Origin of the sequence: Streptomonospora arabica (assembly GCF_039531585.1) — a bacterium.
In the GTDB taxonomy this organism is placed as follows: Bacteria; Actinomycetota; Actinomycetes; order Streptosporangiales; family Streptosporangiaceae; genus Streptomonospora; species Streptomonospora halophila.
The window spans coordinates 51922-67730 of the sequence record NZ_BAAAQI010000012.1 but is presented as its reverse complement, the minus strand read 5'-3'; the positions used below and the strand labels follow the sequence as shown (position 1 = coordinate 67730).

Annotated in this window: 12 protein-coding genes; 9 read left to right on the top strand and 3 right to left on the bottom strand. The window is 71.6% G+C overall.

Features of this window, described 5'->3' with window-relative positions:
- The first annotated feature begins 22 nt into the window (after positions 1–22).
- The 4 genes from ABD284_RS18280 (at position 23) to thyX (ending at position 4675) form a co-directional block, all read left to right on the top strand.
- A complete protein-coding gene (locus tag ABD284_RS18280) occupies positions 23–2281 on the top strand; it encodes an anthranilate synthase component I (RefSeq protein ID WP_344145030.1) in 2259 nt (752 codons plus the stop codon).
- A 214-nt stretch (positions 2282–2495) separates the two neighbouring features.
- The gene (locus ABD284_RS18275) at positions 2496–3302 is read left to right on the top strand and encodes an NAD-dependent epimerase/dehydratase family protein (protein WP_344145028.1); all 807 of its coding nucleotides are present in this window, start codon (positions 2496–2498) and stop codon (positions 3300–3302) included.
- 65 nt (positions 3303–3367) lie between these two features.
- On the top strand, positions 3368–3508 hold the full coding sequence (locus ABD284_RS18270; protein ID WP_344145026.1) for a GPGG-motif small membrane protein: 141 nt from the start codon (positions 3368–3370) through the stop codon (positions 3506–3508).
- Between the two features lie 369 nt (positions 3509–3877).
- Entirely contained in the window at positions 3878–4675 is a 798-nt protein-coding gene (gene thyX, locus ABD284_RS18265) for an FAD-dependent thymidylate synthase (RefSeq protein ID WP_344145024.1), read from the top strand.
- Between the two features lie 68 nt (positions 4676–4743).
- Here the strand turns inward: thyX and ABD284_RS18260 are convergent, their stop codons facing one another.
- The 3 genes from ABD284_RS18260 to ABD284_RS18250 all read right to left on the bottom strand — a co-directional run bounded on the left by ABD284_RS18260 (position 4744) and on the right by ABD284_RS18250 (position 9156).
- The gene (locus ABD284_RS18260) at positions 4744–5379 is read right to left on the bottom strand and encodes a hypothetical protein (protein ID WP_344145022.1); all 636 of its coding nucleotides are present in this window, start codon (positions 5377–5379) and stop codon (positions 4744–4746) included.
- Between the two features lie 15 nt (positions 5380–5394).
- Positions 5395–7851, bottom strand: a complete 2457-nt coding sequence (locus ABD284_RS18255) for a hypothetical protein (protein ID WP_344145020.1) — start codon at positions 7849–7851, stop codon at positions 5395–5397.
- A gap of 483 nt (positions 7852–8334) precedes the next feature.
- Positions 8335–9156: a hypothetical protein gene (locus ABD284_RS18250; RefSeq protein ID WP_344145178.1), complete on the bottom strand. Its 822-nt coding sequence runs from the start codon at positions 9154–9156 to the stop codon at positions 8335–8337.
- A 190-nt stretch (positions 9157–9346) separates the two neighbouring features.
- Between ABD284_RS18250 and ABD284_RS18245 the strand changes: the two genes are divergently transcribed.
- The 5 genes from ABD284_RS18245 to ABD284_RS18225 all read left to right on the top strand — a co-directional run bounded on the left by ABD284_RS18245 (position 9347) and on the right by ABD284_RS18225 (position 15783).
- Entirely contained in the window at positions 9347–11086 is a 1740-nt protein-coding gene (locus ABD284_RS18245) for a carbon starvation CstA family protein (protein ID WP_344145018.1), read from the top strand.
- 1 nt (position 11087) lies between these two features.
- Positions 11088–11363 carry a cory-CC-star protein gene (locus ABD284_RS18240; protein WP_344145016.1) on the top strand — a complete coding sequence of 92 codons (276 nt, stop codon included), beginning with the start codon at positions 11088–11090 and terminating at the stop codon, positions 11361–11363.
- A 164-nt stretch (positions 11364–11527) separates the two neighbouring features.
- Complete coding sequence (locus ABD284_RS18235) at positions 11528–12361, top strand: ArsA family ATPase (protein ID WP_386699677.1); 834 nt, start codon at positions 11528–11530, stop codon at positions 12359–12361.
- 160 nt (positions 12362–12521) lie between these two features.
- Positions 12522–13229: a CDP-alcohol phosphatidyltransferase family protein gene (locus ABD284_RS18230; protein ID WP_386699676.1), complete on the top strand. Its 708-nt coding sequence runs from the start codon at positions 12522–12524 to the stop codon at positions 13227–13229.
- A gap of 55 nt (positions 13230–13284) precedes the next feature.
- Positions 13285–15783 carry a sugar phosphate nucleotidyltransferase gene (locus tag ABD284_RS18225; RefSeq protein ID WP_344145012.1) on the top strand — a complete coding sequence of 833 codons (2499 nt, stop codon included), beginning with the start codon at positions 13285–13287 and terminating at the stop codon, positions 15781–15783.
- Positions 15784–15809: the final 26 nt, after the last annotated feature.

Here is a 15809-nt window from a genome sequence, read left to right as displayed (position 1 = left end):
AGCCCAGCGCAAAGGACCGGCCGTGACCACACCTGACGCCACCGCCACCCCCCGGCAAGCCGCGGCCCCGGGCGGCGAACGCAGCTCCTACCGCACCGGCGGCGGGATCGCCGTCGAACGCACCGCCGCCCCCTGCGACCCCGGCCTCCTCGCCGACCTGGTCACCTCGGTCGAGCACCGGCGGGGCGGGGTGCTGTCCTCGGGGATGGAGTACCCCGGCCGGTACAGCCGCTGGCACCTGGGCTATGTCGACCCCTGCCTGGAGATCGCCGCGCGCGGCCGCCGGCTGACCGCCACCGCGCTCAACGACCGCGGCCGGGTACTGCTGCCCCTGATCGCCGAGGCCTTCGCCGAGCACGGCGCCACCTTCCCCGCGGCCGAGGAGTCCATCGAGGTCACGGTCCCCGAGCCCGACGGGTTCTTCCCCGAGGAGCAGCGCAGCCGCCGCCCCAGCGTGTTCTCCGTCCTGCGCACGGTAACCGCCCTGTTCTTCGCCGCCGAGGACCCCCACCTCGGGCTGTACGGCGCGTTCGGCTACGACCTGGCCTTCCAGTTCGAGCCGGTCGAACCGGTCCTGGACCGCGACCCCGCCGACCGCGACCTCGTGCTGCACCTGCCCGACGCCGTCATCGTCCACGACCGCAAGCGCGAAACCTGCCTGCGCTACACCTACGAGTTCACCGTGCCCGATGCCGCGGGCGACCACTCCGCCGGCACCCGCGCGGCGGCGCGCTCCACCCACGGCCTGGAGCGCGCCACCGAGCCCACGCCCGCCGTGCGGACCGCCGAGGTCCCGCCCCAGCCCGAGCCCGGCAGCTACGCCCGCATCGTCGCCGAGGCCAAGAAGCGCTTCGCCCGCGGCGACCTGTTCGAGGTCGTCCCCGGCCACCGCACCTACGGCTCCTGCGAGTCCCCGGCCCGCTTCTACGAGCACCTGCGCACCCGCAACCCCGCGCCCTACGAGTTCTTCTTCAACCTCGGCGGCGGCGAGTACCTGGTCGGCGCCTCGCCCGAGATGTTCGTGCGGGTCACCGGCACGCCGGGGCAGGGGCAGCGGGTCGAGACCTGCCCCATCTCCGGGACCGTCCGCCGCGGCGACGACGCCCTCGGCGACGCCGAGAACATCCGCTCCCTGCTCACCTCCGCCAAGGAGGAGTCGGAGCTGACGATGTGCACCGACGTCGACCGCAACGACAAGTCGCGGGTGTGCGAGCCCGGCAGTGTGCGCGTCATCGGCCGCCGCCAGATCGAGATGTACAGCAGGCTCATCCACACCGTCGACCACATCGAGGGGCGGCTGCGCCCCGAGTTCGACGCGTTGGACGCCTTCCTCACCCACATGTGGGCCGTCACGGTCACCGGCGCGCCCAAGACCTGGGCGATGCGGTTCATCGAGCAGCACGAGACCACCCCGCGCCGCTGGTACGGCGGAGCCGTCGGCGTCATCGGCTTCGACGGGTCGATGAACACCGGCCTGACGCTGCGCACCGCCCACATCCGCGACGGCGTCGCTACCGTGCGCGTGGGGGCCACGCTGCTCTACGACTCCGACCCCGACGCCGAGGAGCGCGAGACCTTCCTCAAGGCCCGCGCGCTGCTGGAGACCCTGGCGCTGGACGAGGCCGCCGCCGGTGCCGCCGAGCCCGAGGAGCGGCCGGAACCGGCCGCCGCGGCCGAGCCCGCCGGCGCGGGGATGCGCGTCCTGCTGGTCGACTACGAGGACTCCTTCGTCAACACCCTCGCCGACTACGTGCGCCGCCATCAGGCCGAGGTCACCACCGTGCGCCACGGCTTCGACCCCGCCCTGCTCGACGAGCTGGCCCCCGACCTGGTCGTGCTCTCGCCGGGACCGGGGCTGCCCGCCGACTTCGGCGCCGCCGGGCTGCTGGACGAGCTGGACGCGCGCGGCCTGCCCGTCTTCGGCGTGTGCCTGGGACTGCAGGCCATGGTCGAGCACGCCGGCGGCGATCTGCTGACCCTGGACGAGCCCGTCCACGGCAAACCGGGGCGCGTGCGCGTCGTCGGCGGCGACCTGCTGGAGGGGCTGGGACTCGACACGGGGTTCGACGCGGCCCGGTACCACTCCACGTACACCACGCCCGAGCGGGTCAAGGGCTTCGCCGTCACCGCCGTCGTCGAGGGCAAGGGCGCCGAGCCCGTGGTCATGGCCGTCGAGGACCCCCGCGCGCGCAAGTGGGCGGTGCAGTTCCACCCGGAGTCCATCCTCTCCGCGGGCGTGGGCGAGGAGATCATCGAGCGGGTCCTGCGCATGGCGCGCTGAGCAGCGGACCGGGCGCGTGCGGGCGGCGGGGGAGCCGGGGCCGCGCCCGGTCCGCCGCGCGTGGACACCGGCGCACCCGCGCCCGGCGCCGCCGCGGCGGCCCCGCCCGCGCCCCGTCCGCCGGCCACGGCGTCCGTGTCCGCCGCAGGCCGGTTCGTCCGCAACGCGCCAGGCCGTGTGCCCAGCACCCCGCCTTCCCCATAGGCTCGAATGCATGGACGTGAAACTTGGCAGGGTCGTGATCACCGGGGCGGCGGGCAAGATCGGCGCCACCGTGCGCGAGGGACTGCGGGAGGACGCCGACCACCTGGTGCTGGTCGACATCGCCGACATCGAACCCGAGGACGGCGCCGAGACAGCGGTCAAGGCCGACATCGGCGACCGCGCCGCCCTGTGCGAGGCGTTCAGAGGCGCCGACGCGGTCGTCCACCTCGCCGCGATCCCCGGCGAGGCCGCCTTCGACGAGCTGCTCGACGCCAACGTGCGCGGCACCCTCAACGTCCTGGAGGCCGCGCGTCAGGCCGGGGTGTCCCGCGTCGTGCTCTTCTCCAGCAACCGGGTCACCGGCAACTACCCCATCCACCACCACGTCTTCCCCGACGAGCCGCCCCGCCCCGACGGCTTCTACGGGGTCACCAAGGTAGCCGGCGAGGCGCTGGGCCAGATGTACGCCGACACCTTCGGACTGGAGGTCGTCGCGCTGCGCGTCGGCTCCTTCGAGGAGCAGCCGACCGAGACCCGCCACCTCGCCACCTGGCTCAGCCCGCGCGACTGCGTCGGGTTCGTGCGCGCCGCGATCACCGCGTCCAACGTGAACTTCGTGGCCGCCTACGCGGTCTCCGGCAACGCCCGCAGGTTCTGGGACCTCAGCGTCGGCGAGAGCGAACTGGGCTACCGCCCGGTCGACGACGCCTCGGCCTACGCGGGCGACTTCCCCGACGACGACCCCTTCTGGCACGGCGGACCGCAGGGCGGCGACTTCGCCGGACCCGACGCCGTGCTGCCCTACCTGCAGGAATGAGGCCGCCGCGCGGTCCGTTGCGCGGCAGGCGTTAAGAGATCTTCGGTGGGGTTAGTGACCGGGCCATGAGCACTATCGCACTGATAATCGGAATCGTACTGATCGTCGCGGGCATCTTCGCTCTGCTGCGCCGCCAGATGCTGTGGGGCATCGTCCTCGTCGTCGTCGGAGTGATCGTCGCGCCAGGCGGCTTCCTCATCGGGTGAGGCCCGCCCCCTGGTCGGCCGCTCCGCAGGGATCACCGGCGAAGTCGGCCCGGGCCGACCCCTCGGCCCGGCTCGGGGGCGTGCAGGTCACGGAACCATCGCAACCGGCGGACAACCGGGGCCGTCCAGGCCCCGCCCCACCTCGCACCGGCCATCCCCACTCCGTCCTCGCAGGCCCCGCCGCCGCGACGGCGCGGCACGGGGCCTGCGACCATCGTCCCCGGGCTTTGCTACGTTCGGACGGACACCGCCGCCCGGACCACCGCCGACGCCGCTCGCCGCGGCCGACGGCGCTCCCTCCGGATGCGGCGGTCGCCGCCGCACGCACGCGCCGGGCCGCCGGGCCCGCCGATGGGGGAGTTAAGCACGGTGAAGAGCGTCGAGCCCGAGGTCCGCCTGATCGCCCGCCCGCAGTTGGACTACGACGAGGTGGCCGGCTATCTGGCCGACGTCGGCGGGCAGAGCTGGCTGGAGCGGCTCGACCGCGGCGAGCTCGACTCCGCGCTGAACGACCCGCAGAACCTCGCGGAGTTCGCCGGGCGCCTGTGCTACCGCTCCTGGGAGCCCGGCCTCAACCCCAACGTGACCCGGGTGCGCACCGACCAGGACCAGTACCTGGGCAACCTCCTCGCCAGCCTGCACGGCTCCGTCCTGGAGCACGTCAGCTTCAGCTTCGTGCTGCACAACGTCAGCAGGGTCATGACCCATGAACTCGTTCGGCACCGACCCGGCACCGCGGTCTCCCAGGAGTCGATGCGGTTCGTGCGGCTGGAGGACCTGCCGTTCTGGTTCCCCGAGTGGGCCAAGGACGACCCCGAGCTGATGAAGCGCGCCACGGAGATGCTCGACCAGATGGAGCGCTTCCAGCGGTGGATGGCCGAGCACTTCGGCCTCGATGAGGAGGGCGTCAAGTTCGCGGAGAAGAAGCACCGCACATCCTTCATGCGCCGCTTCGCTCCCGAGGGCGTGGCCACGGGCCTGGTGTGGACCGCCAACGTCCGCACCCTGCGCCACACCCTGGAGGCCCGCACCGCCCCCGGCGCCGAGGAGGAGATCCGCCTGCTCTTCGGCAAGATCGGCGCACTCATGCGCGAGGAGGCCCCGGCCCTGTTCAGCGACTACGAGGTAGAGGACGGAGCCTGGACCCCCAAGTGGCGCAAGGTGTGAGGGGCTGAGGACTGGGCCGGCCGCGGTCCGAGGCGGCCTATGCCGGCGACGCATGCGGGCCGGTCCCGCTAGAGCCACCTTGTCGCGTCGAAGGGGCCGCCGTCGGGCCGCCTGTGCGCACGCACACCGTAGTTGAACGACGTGCCCAGCGCAGTGGCCCCGTCGGGCTCGGTTTCCACACCGAGCTGCTCTTCGACGGACTGGAGCACCTCCCGAAGCCGCGGAGCGTTGAGCGCATGGATCTGCGGGTGCGGAACCCCGGAGAAGCTGTTCTCCATCCAGATGTCGTGGTGCACGCCGAGCTCCACCACGGTGTCCTCGTGGACGACGTCGACGGACACGGCCAGCAGACCCGGCTCCTCCTTCTCGGTGCCGTCGGCCGCGATCCATCGCCCCGTACCGAGAATCTCGAGGGTGGTGGGCTCAGCGAGCGGGTAAGCCTGCGGCCGCGCGCGCAGCACCCTGTCGACCAGCGAGTCGGCAGTGAGCCCTGATACGCCGGTCATCCGCGAGTCGACGCCGAGGGAGCCTACGTCGTCCTGGTTCCACTGCACGTCGAGCCCTTCGGGGAGGAAGACACCGGACCTGCGCAGCACCTCCACCATGTCGACCGCGACCGGGGCGCCGGCCACGAAGCCGTCCATCCCCTCCTCATGCTCGACCACCCATGTCCAGGTGGCCGCCGGCTTTCGGGATCGGACCAACACAGACATGCACCCTTACCCGTTCTCCAGATTCGGGAAAACCTGATTGCCCGGCGGAATCGTGAGTTGCCCATCAGGATGGTAGATCCGATAGGTGATGCCGAATCTCCGCGCGTTCTTAAGAATATTATTGTACTGCTTCTCGGTCAGCTCCTCCAGCGGGGCGTTCGCTTCGAGTATGCCGACAGGGTGTGCCTCATCCGAGACGGCGCGCAACTGCTTCCCGATCTTGCCGGAATTATTCACGAGCTGGCTTCCCTTGATCTCATCGCCCCTGACTTCCAATCTCTTGATCTGGTAGGCGTAGTCGTCCGACCCGTCGGACGACCTGATGAAAGTGTCCACATCGGCGTTGCCGGCGGGATCCGCGGTTTCCTCCTGGCTCTTCTTGTCGGCGAACTCGAGTCGATCGACGGGGTAGCCTTTGTCTATCAGGTGGTCAACGAAGCGCAGCTCGGCACCCGAATTGTGCACCATTCCCGGGTTTGAGAAATCGGTTGCGAACTCGGCGAAATTCTTGACCCCGGCGACGCGTCCTTCCAGAAGTATGTCGGCGACCTGCCTGCCTACCTGGGTGCCGACCGCACCCGAATCGTCCTTCAGCATCGTCACGATCTCATCGATCTGCTGACCGTTCAGCCCGGCATCCTGAAGTACTTGCCGCACTCCCGGTTCCTGACTGTCCAGCATGGGACGGCCCGGCTGTTCGCCGCGCGGTGCGTCGGCGGCACCGTTCTCCGGTGGATCCGATTGCGACCCGGACGGCGGATCTTCCCGCTCATCCGGTTCACCGGAGGGAGAGTCGTCTTGGGAGGTGGCTGCAGGATCCTCCGAACCCTCGTGGGACGCCGACGGTTCGTCGGTCGGGGACTCGCCGGGTTCGGTCGGGGACTGATCCTCGTCGCCACCGTCTCCTTCGTCGTCTCCCTCGGGCACCTGCGGGCGGTCGCCGCCCCCGGGTGGGCCGCCTGGTGGGCCGCCTCCGGGTGGGCCGTCACCGCCGGCGGGGCTGGGGGACGGGCTCGACGGCCGTTCGGAGGGCGACCCGGAGGAGGGCGACTCGGTCGTCGGCGGGGCGGGTTTGGGCTTGGTCGAAGGGGGATCGTTCGGGCCTTCGGCGCTGGCCTGGACGCCGGGGGTGTCGTTCGGGGCGCCGACCAGGGCCGGTTCGCGCTGCTCGACCGTCTCGGCGAGGTCGCCCGCCCGCCGCATGGTCTCCTCCCAGCCGAGCTCGGACGCCATGTCCTCCCAGTCGGTGAGCTGGTCCTGGATCTCCCGGGCGGTGGGGATCCCGTTGCTCGGCCCGGCGCCGTCGAGCTTGAGGTCGAAGTCGGGCCGGCCGCCCGAGGCCGCCGAACCGGACGCCGAGCCGCCGTCCCCGCTGTCGCCGCCGTGGCCCGAGCCGGGGCCCAGGTCGCCCAGCCTGCCCAGGGTGCGCATGACGCGGGTGCCCCGCCAGGCCAGCAGCGGGACGCCGGCCACGGCGCCCACCCCCGAGGCGGTCAGCGCCACGCCGGCGACGATGCTGCCGATGTTCACCACACTCTGGGTGATCACATAGCCGGGGCGGTCTCCCCACTCGTTCCAGGGCACCATGGAGTGGGCGACCTCGGTCCAGGCGGTGCCCGCCGTCGACCAGCTGAAGCCGTCGGGGCCGTAGCCGGCGAGCATGCCGGCGCCCGCGAAAGTGTCGCTCCAGGTCTGGGTGGCGTTTCCCCACATGGTCGCGGGGTCGAGGGTCCAGTCGCCCTGGCCGTCGTGCAGTCCGGCCAGGGCCAGGGTGTCCTTGACCGATCCCCAGGTGAGGTCGACGACGGCGGCGCCGACGTCGGCGTACCACGGCGCATCGTGCTCCTGGGGCACGGCCCACGGCGTGGCCACGTCCTGGTGGGCCTCGGTGTAGCCGTAGGCCTGCTCGCCCTCTCCCGGGTCCGGCTCGGATCCCGGGTCGGTGGCCACGAACGTCGTGCCGCCGAACAGGGCGGTGATCTTGTTGGCGCATTCGCGCTCGGCGGCCATGAAGTCGTTCTGGACCTTGATGAGGTCGTTGTTGAGCTGGTTGAACTCCTCGACCTTGTCCTCGTCGGAGCGCCAGTCGTCGTCGGCGTCGATGTGGTCCTGCATGTCCTGGGCGTCGTGCTTGAGGGCGCGCCAGCGCTCCAGGATGGGCCGCACATCGGCGGCGAAGTCCAGCAGGGCGTCGCCGGCGGTCCTGGCCGCGTCGCCGACCTCGTCGCCCTTGGTGGCCACGGGGTCGATCGCGGAGAAGAGGGTCTCGTCCTCGGGCGCGCTGTAGATGCCCTGCAGGCCGCCCCAGGCGGATTTGATGTCGTTGCCGATGTCGGAGACGTCCTGGCCGTCGCCTTTGACGGCGCGTGCCGCCTCTTCCAGGTCCTCGACCTTGACCGGGGGGATCGTGATCGCACTGGGGTCGATGCCGTCCGCGAGGCCTGGGGGGATCTCCGTATTCACCCGTTTACCCTTTCGCCACGCCTTTCCGGGGCAGTCCGGGTATTACCTTAGAGCGCGCATCGCGGATGAAATCGGAAGTTTGTCCCGTATTGCGGAAACGCAAATCCCGGCCGGTGCCGAGGGCGGGGGAGGGGCCGGAGTCCTCCCAGTGCAGGGCCGGGCGCTGCGCGGGTGCCGCGCAGCAGCTGGCCGAATCCGGACACGACGGGTCGACGCGGTCGCACTCCGGGTGCTCGTTCGAGGCGGGGCCCGCGTCGCACGGCCGGGGAGCCGCGACCGGTGCCGTCCGCCGCGTTCCACCGGCCGTGCCCGGACCGGGACGACGAACCGTCTTCCGCCTGCCGGCCCGCACCGCGGGTCAGCGGCCGGGTGTCACCCGTCTGCAGCGGACCCCGGCGCCGCCCCGGCGCCGCTTCCGGTCTTCGCCGTCATCGGCGCGACCGCGCATGCGAGGGCCCGTCGGGCCGGGCCGCCGCCGGCAGGTCAGGTCTGCCCCGCGCTGCGCGCCTCGGCCCTGGCGATGCCCTGGCGGCAGGCGCGGACGACGTCGCGGTGGTTGCGGTAGCGCGAGAGCAGGTTGTAAGGGGGCAGGTTGTAAGGGGGGAGGGGCGTCTCGGCGGGGGTTCCGGTGCCGCCGGTGACCGCGAGGTGCTCGCCCTCGGTGCGGCCGGTGCGCCACCAGCGCTCCCAGCGCTCGAAGTCGGGGCTGTGGCGGTGGGCGAAGGCGAAGGCCGGCTCCCCCGCGCCCTCCAGCGCCGCACCGTCGCGGCGCCACAGCTCGACCGCGCCGCCGGGCTCCTCGGGCCAGGCGCGCGCGGTGACCGTGTCCACGCGCGGCGCCGCGCCCTCGGCGCCCGGGCGCACCAGCAGCGCGTCCTCGCCGCGCCTGCGAGCGGGGATCTCGTGCTCCTGCTCCAGCGCCGTCAGGGTGATCAGCACCCGCGGCATCCACCACCAGTTCTCGCGCCGCGCCATCAGCCCGTCGGCGCGCAGCCGCGTCGGCGGGTGCTTGACGATCTCCTGCTCCAGCAGGTGGTCGGCGAAGCGCTTGCCGTCGAGGTCGAAGCGGATGTCGACCGGTCCCGCGGCCAGGGTCCCGCCCGAAGCGTCCTCGGACGCCTGCTCGGTGACGGCGAAGGCGGCCCGCCCCGAGGTCATGGTGTCGACCGCGTCCAGGTGGGCCATGGGCAGCGCCACGCACGGGAGGTCGTCCCACACGAGCGGCACCACCGGGATGCCGACGGGGCCGTCGGACCCGGACCAGCACATCTCGGCGGTCGTCGATCGCCGCCAAACCGTGACCATGTTCAGCAAGGCCAGCCCTTTGTACGCGAGGAGACACGTGTTAATTTCTGGAGACTTTATTCGATCTTCGATGGTTTGTGTCCCGGTCCGCGGCGCCTCGGCGATCGGCCGCTCCATCCGATGCCGGGCCGATGCGCGGCTCGGAAGGGGTGCAGGCCGCGTGTGCAGACGTGTGACCTAAGGACAGCCAATGCCAGCAGCCGTAGTCATGGTCGTGGTCCTCGCGATATTCGCACTGGGCTACCGGTACTACTCGGCGTACTTGGCCAAGCGCGTCTACGCGCTCGACCCGGCGTTCGTGACACCGGCCCACACCTACCGCGACGGTATCGACTTCGTCCCCACCAACAAGCACATCGTCTTCAGCCACCACTTCATCTCGGTTGCCGGAGCCGCCCCGATCGTGGGGCCGGCCGTCGCGGTCTTCTGGGGCTGGGGACCGGCCCTGCTCTGGGTGGTGGCGGGCACGGTCTTCGCCGCCGGCGTGCACGACTTCGGCGCGCTGGCGGTCTCGGTGCGCCACAAGGCCAAGAGCATCGGAACACTGGCGGGCGAGGTGATCAGCGCCCGCTCGCGCGTGCTGTTCCTGCTGATCCTGTTCTTCCTGCTCACCATGGTCAACGCGGTCTTCGCGGTGGTCATCGGCATCCTGCTGGACGGCAACCCGGCCGCGGTGCTGCCGGTGCTGGTCACCATCCCGCTGGCCATCGGACTGGGCCAGATCGTCTACCGCCGCCGGACCGCGGCGCTGGTCCCCTCGATCATCTGCCTGGTCGTCGTCTACGCCTTCATCCCGCTGGGCGTGGCGGTGCCGGTCTCGCTGGACCCGCTCGCCGGAGCGCTGGGCATGTCGGCCCAGACCCTGTGGGTGCTGCTGATCTTCGTCTACGCGTTCTTCGCCTCGCGCCTGCCGGTGTGGATGCTCCTGCAGCCGCGCGACTACGTGAACCAGCTGCAGATGGTGCTGGCGCTGGCGGTCATCTTCCTGGGCGTGGTGGTCGGCTGGGACAGGATCGTCGCCCCGGTCGTCAACGACGTGCCCGCCGGCTCTCCGCCCTGGTTCCCGCTGCTGTTCGTGACCATCGCCTGCGGCGCCGTCTCCGGCTTCCACAGCCTGGTCTCCTCGGGCACCACCTCCAAGCAGCTGGACAAGGAGACCGACGCCCGCTATGTGGGCTACCTGGCCTCCTCCGGCGAAGGCGCGCTGGCGCTGTGCTCGATCCTGGCCTGCACGGCCGGCGTGGTCGCCACCGCCGGCGAGTGGGACACCCTCTACGTCGACTTCGCGACCGCCTCCGACGGCGCGGTGGGCAACTTCGTCAACGGTGTGGCCGGGTTCGCCGGCAACCTCGGCGTCCCGCTGTCCGTAGGCGCGGTCTTCGCCGCGATCGTCGTGATCAGCTTCGCCGCGACCTCCATGGACACCGGCGTCCGGCTGCAGCGCTACATCATCCAGGAGATCGCCGAGATCAGCGGGTTCCGGCCGCTGGCCCGCAACCTGACGGCGGCCACCTCGGTGGCGGTGCTGATCCCGCTGGCTCTGGCGCTGGTACCGGGCAACTTCGCCTTCGGCACCCTGTGGCAGCTGTTCGGCACCACCAACCAGCTCACCGCCGGACTGGCGCTGTCGGTGATCGCGGTCTGGGTGACCAAGAAGAGCCGCAACCCGATCGCGGTGCTGGTGCCGCTGGTCTTCCTGGTGATCATGACCACCTGGGCGCTGGTCATCAACCTGATCGGTTTCGTCTCCTCGGGCGACCCGATGCAGATGTTCCTGCTGGCGCCGCTGGACGTGGCCATCTTCGTGCTGGCGGTCTGGCTGATCGTCGAGGCGGCGATCGCCCTGCGCCGGGCCTTCGCCCAGCGCGGGACCGGGGCGCCGGAGGCCGCGTCGGCCGACGAGACCGCGGGCACCGACGAGAGCCAGTGACGTGACCGGGAGGTGGGAGCGGCTGCGCAGTGCGTGGCGCCGGATCGAGGCGTTCCACCAGGAGTGGTTCGACGCCCGCTGGCGCTACGCACTGCGCCGCGAGGCCCGCACCCAGCAGGACACGCTGCGGGCCATGCTGCTGCTGCAGACGCTGGGCGTGGAGGACCCCGCCGGCTATGAGACGCTGGACCTGATTCCGTACATGGTCGCCGACCTGCACGAATGGCATCAGCGCATGGGCCGGGAGACCTTCGGCGACGCCGGGGTGTGCTGCTGAGCCCCCGTCGGGCGGCGACAGGCAGGGGGGATGCGGCCGTGGCCGCCGACGAGCAAGCGGGGCCGGCCGGCCGCGCCGAGGCCGGCGAGGCCCCGGCGGGCGGCGTGGTCGGCGCCGAGCCCATCGCCTTCTTCGGCGGCAAGGGCGGAGTCGGCAAGACGACCATGGCCGCCTCCGCCGCGCTCGCCCTCGCCGACCGGGGCCTGCGCACCCTGCTGATCTCCACCGACCCCGCCCACTCGCTCGGCGACGCGCTGGAGACCCGGCTCGGCGAGAGCCCGCGCCGGGTCGCCGAGAACCTGTGGGCCGCCGAACCCGACGCCGAGGCCGCCGTGCGCCGCCGCGTCAAGCAGGTCACCGACGACGCCTACGCGGCCCTGCCGCGCGAGATCATGCCGGCGGTCCAGCGTCACCTCGACCACGCCGCCGCCGGACCCGGCATGACCGAGTCCGCGCTGAACGACCTGCTCATCGACGCGATGGACCGGGTGCCCGGGGAGTGGGACCGGCTGGTCGTCGACAGCGCCCCGACCGGCCACCTGCTGCGCATGCTGCACATGCCCACGCTGCTCACCCCCTGGCTGGAGGGCCTGGCGCGCCAGCGGGAGCGCGCCGTCGACGCCGACCGCTTCGCCGCGGGCGTGGTCGGGGGCTCCGCCGAGCCCGAGCGCGACCCGCTGCTGGACAAGCTGCACGCGCGCCGCCTGCGCCTGGAGCGCGCGGCCGAACGGCTGCGCGGCGAAGCGGCGGTGCACCTGGTGCTGCTGCCGCGGCGGATGGTGCTGGCCGAGACCGAGCGCGCCGCGGACGAGCTGTCGGCCGCCGGGTTCCACTTGGGCCCGGTGGTGCTCAACCAGGTGCCCGAAACCCCCGACGCCGCGGTCGTTGAGGCGGTGCGGGCGCGTTTCGGGCGCTACGGAATCCGCCGCTGCCGACTCCGCGACGAGGAGCCCACCGGCGCCGACCGGCTGCGCACGCTCGCCCTGTCGCCGTTGTAACCGCGCGTTTCCGCTGTGACCTCCTCGCTATAACCCGAGCCTGTGCCGGGTAAGCTCGCTATTCGGACACTTGGGAGGTGGGGTGGCGAGCCGAGTGAGCCCGCGCGCAGCGGCGCGCACCGCAGGCGACCGGGTCTGGACCGTGCCGAACCTGCTGAGCATGCTGCGCCTCGTGGGCGTGCCCGTGTTCCTGTGGCTGGTGCTGGTGCCCCAGGCCGACTGGTGGGCGCTGGGCGTGCTGGCCTTCGCCGGGATCTCCGACTGGCTCGACGGCAAGATCGCTCGGGCCTGGAACCAGATGAGCCGGCTGGGCGCGGTGCTCGACCCGATGGCCGACCGCCTCTACATCTTCGCCGCGCTGCTGGGGCTGGTGATGCGCGGCATCGTGCCGTGGTGGCTGATGGCGGTGCTGGTGCTGCGCGACGTGCTGATGGTGCTGGCGCTGCCGGTCATGCGCTACTACGGCTACGGCACGCTGCCGGTGAACTTCGCGGGCAAGGCGGCCACCCTCTGCCTGCTCTACTCCTTCCCGTTGCTCTTCGTAGCCGGATACGCCGGAATCGTCGGCGATGTGGCGCGCGTCGCGGGTTGGGCGTTCGCAATCTGGGGAACGGCTATCTACTGGTGGGCCGGGCTGCTGTACGCGGTGCAGGGGCGGCGCCTGATCGCGCACGCCCGGCGGGCCGACCATCCATCGGGCACGGGTGAGAACGCCCTGCCCGGGGTAGCGGCCACTTCCGGCCACGACAGCCGCGGGGCCCCGGAGCCGGCGCCGTCGGACCAGACGGCTCCCGGCGGCGGTTCCCAAAGCCCCGGACCACCACCCAGCGGCACGAACAACAGGAAGGGAGCGACATCCCCACCATGAGAACGCGCCCGAGGGCGTCCGGCCGTCCACATCGCGGGGTCTGGGGGTGGCCCCGATGAAGGCCGTAGTCATGGCCGGAGGAGAGGGCACCCGCCTCCGCCCGATGACCGCCAACCAGCCCAAGCCACTCCTGCCCGTCGTCAACCGGCCGATCATGGAGCACGTCCTGCGGCTGCTCAAGCGGCACGGCTTCGACGACACCGTCGTGACCGTCCAGTTCCTGGCCACGCTGATCCGCAACTACTTCGGCGACGGCGAGGAACTCGGCATGAACCTGCACTACGTTGCCGAGGAGGTGCCGCTCGGCACCGCCGGCAGCGTCAAGAACGCCGAGGAGCACCTGCGCGGCGAGCCGTTCATCGTCATCTCCGGCGACGCGCTGACCGACATCGACCTGAGCGACATGGTGCGGTACCACCGCGAGAACGGAGCGAAGGTCACCATCGGGCTCAAGCGGGTCGAGAACCCGCTCGAGTTCGGCATCATCATCGTCGACGAGCAGGGGCGCGTGCAGCGGTTCCTGGAGAAGCCGACCTGGGGCCAGGTCTTCTCCGACACCGTCAACACCGGCATTTACATCATGGAACCCGAGGTGCTCGACGAGGTCGCCGAGGGCGAGGTCGTCGACTGGTCGGGCGACGTGTTCCCCAAGCTGCTCAAGGACGGCGAGCCGCTCTACGGCTACATCGCCGACGGCTACTGGGAGGACGTCGGCACCCACGAGAGCTACCTGCGCGCCCAGGCCGACGTCCTCTCCGGCAAGGTCGACGTCGAGATCGACGGCTTCGAGGTATCGCCGGGCGTGTGGATGGCCGAGGGCGCCGAGGTCGACTCCGAGGCCGTGCTCAAGGGCCCGCTCTACATCGGCGACTACGCCAAGGTCGAGGCCGGCGCCGAACTGCGCGAGTTCAGCGTGCTCGGCAGCAACGTGGTGGTGCGCTCCGAGGCGTTCCTGCACCGCACCGTGGTGCACGACAACGTCTACATCGGCGCCAGCACCAACCTGCGCGGATGCGTCATCGGCAAGAACACCGACGTCATGTCCAGCGCCCGGGTGGAGGAGGGGGCGATCGTCGGCGAGGAGTGCGTCGTCGAGTCCGAGGCCTACCTCTCCAACGACGTCAAGGTCTACCCGTTCAAGACGATCGAGGCCGGCGCGGTCGTCAACACCAACGTGATCTGGGAGTCCCGCGGCCAGCGCTCGCTGTTCGGCCAGCGCGGAGTCTCGGGCCTGATCAACGTCGAGATCACCCCCGAGCTCGCCGTGCGCCTGGCGAGCGCGTTCGCCACCACGCTGAAGAAGGGATCGGTGGTCACCACCTCGCGCGACGTCTCCCGGGCGGCCCGCGCGCTCAAGCGCGCGGTCATCAGCGCGCTGACCGCGTCCGCCATCGACGTGCGCGACCTGGAGGTGGTGCCGCTGCCGGTGGCGCGCTTCCACACCTCCCAGAGCGGGGTGGCCGGCGGCATCAGCCTGCGGACCTCGCCCGGCGACCCGCAGTCGGTGGACATCATGTTCTTCGACGAGCGCGGCGCCGACCTCTCGCCGGGGGCGCAGCGCAAGCTGGAGCGGGTGTTCTCGCGCGCCGAGTACCGCCGCGCCTTCCCCGGCGAGATCGCGGAGCTGTCCTTCCCGTCGCGGGGCGTGGAGAACTACGCCCACGACCTGCTGCGCACCGTCGACACCACGGGCATCGGCGAGGCCGGCCTCAAGGTGGTCGTCGACTGCGCCGGGGGCACCGGGTCGCTGATCCTGCCCTCGCTGCTGGGCCGGCTCGGCGCCGACGTGCTCACCGTCAACAACCGGCTGGACGAGGACTCGCCCACCGACACGCTCGCCAAGCAGATGCGCGACCTGCAGTACCTGGGCGAGCTCGTCTCGTCGTCGCGGGCCGACTTCGGCGTGCGGTTCGACCCCGTGGCGGAGCGGCTGTCGGTGGTCGACGAGAACGGCCAGGTCGTCGACAACGAGCGCGCCCTGCTGGTGGTCCTCGACCTGATCGCCGCCGAGCGCGGCGGCGGCCGGGTCGCGCTGCCGGTCACCACCACGCGCGTGGCCGGGCAGGTCGCGGGCTACCACGGCGTCGACGTGCAGTGGACGCCCACCGCCGTCGACGAGCTGGCCAAGGCGGCCCAGGCCGACGACATCGTCTTCGCCGCCGACGGCCGCGGCGGCTACGTGGTGCCGGAGTTCTCCCGCACCAGCGACGGCATCGCCGCGTTCGTGCGGCTGCTGGGCCTGGTGGCGCGCACCCGGCTCTCGTTCAGCGAGATCGACCGGCGCATCCCGCAGGCCCACCTGCTGCGCCGCTCGGTGCCCACACCGTGGGCGGTCAAGGGAAGCGTCATGCGCGCCGTGGTCGAGGCCTCGGAAGGACGCGAGGTCGACACCACCGACGGTGTCCGGGTGGTCCAGTCCGACGGCTCCTGGGTGCTGATCCTGCCCGACACCTCCGAGGCGGTCACCCATCTGTGGGCCGAAGGGCCCGACTCCGACACCGCCCAGCGGCTGCTGGAGGAGTGGGCCCAGGTGGTCGAGCAGGCCGAAGGCTGAGCCCGGCGACCGCCGGAGCCGAGTCG

Excerpts from the sequence above, each read along its gene's own strand:
- ABD284_RS18270 (WP_344145026.1), top strand. The coding sequence starts at position 3,368 with ATGAGCACTATCGCACTGATAATCGGAATCGTACTGATCGTCGCGGGC.
- ABD284_RS18250 (WP_344145178.1), bottom strand. The coding sequence starts at position 9,156 with ATGGTCACGGTTTGGCGGCGATCGACGACCGCCGAGATGTGCTGGTCC.
- ABD284_RS18225 (WP_344145012.1), top strand. The coding sequence starts at position 13,285 with ATGAAGGCCGTAGTCATGGCCGGAGGAGAGGGCACCCGCCTCCGCCCG.
- ABD284_RS18245 (WP_344145018.1), top strand. The coding sequence starts at position 9,347 with ATGCCAGCAGCCGTAGTCATGGTCGTGGTCCTCGCGATATTCGCACTG.
- ABD284_RS18230 (WP_386699676.1), top strand. The coding sequence starts at position 12,522 with ATGCTGCGCCTCGTGGGCGTGCCCGTGTTCCTGTGGCTGGTGCTGGTG.
- ABD284_RS18235 (WP_386699677.1), top strand. The coding sequence starts at position 11,528 with ATGGCCGCCTCCGCCGCGCTCGCCCTCGCCGACCGGGGCCTGCGCACC.
- ABD284_RS18275 (WP_344145028.1), top strand. The coding sequence starts at position 2,496 with ATGGACGTGAAACTTGGCAGGGTCGTGATCACCGGGGCGGCGGGCAAG.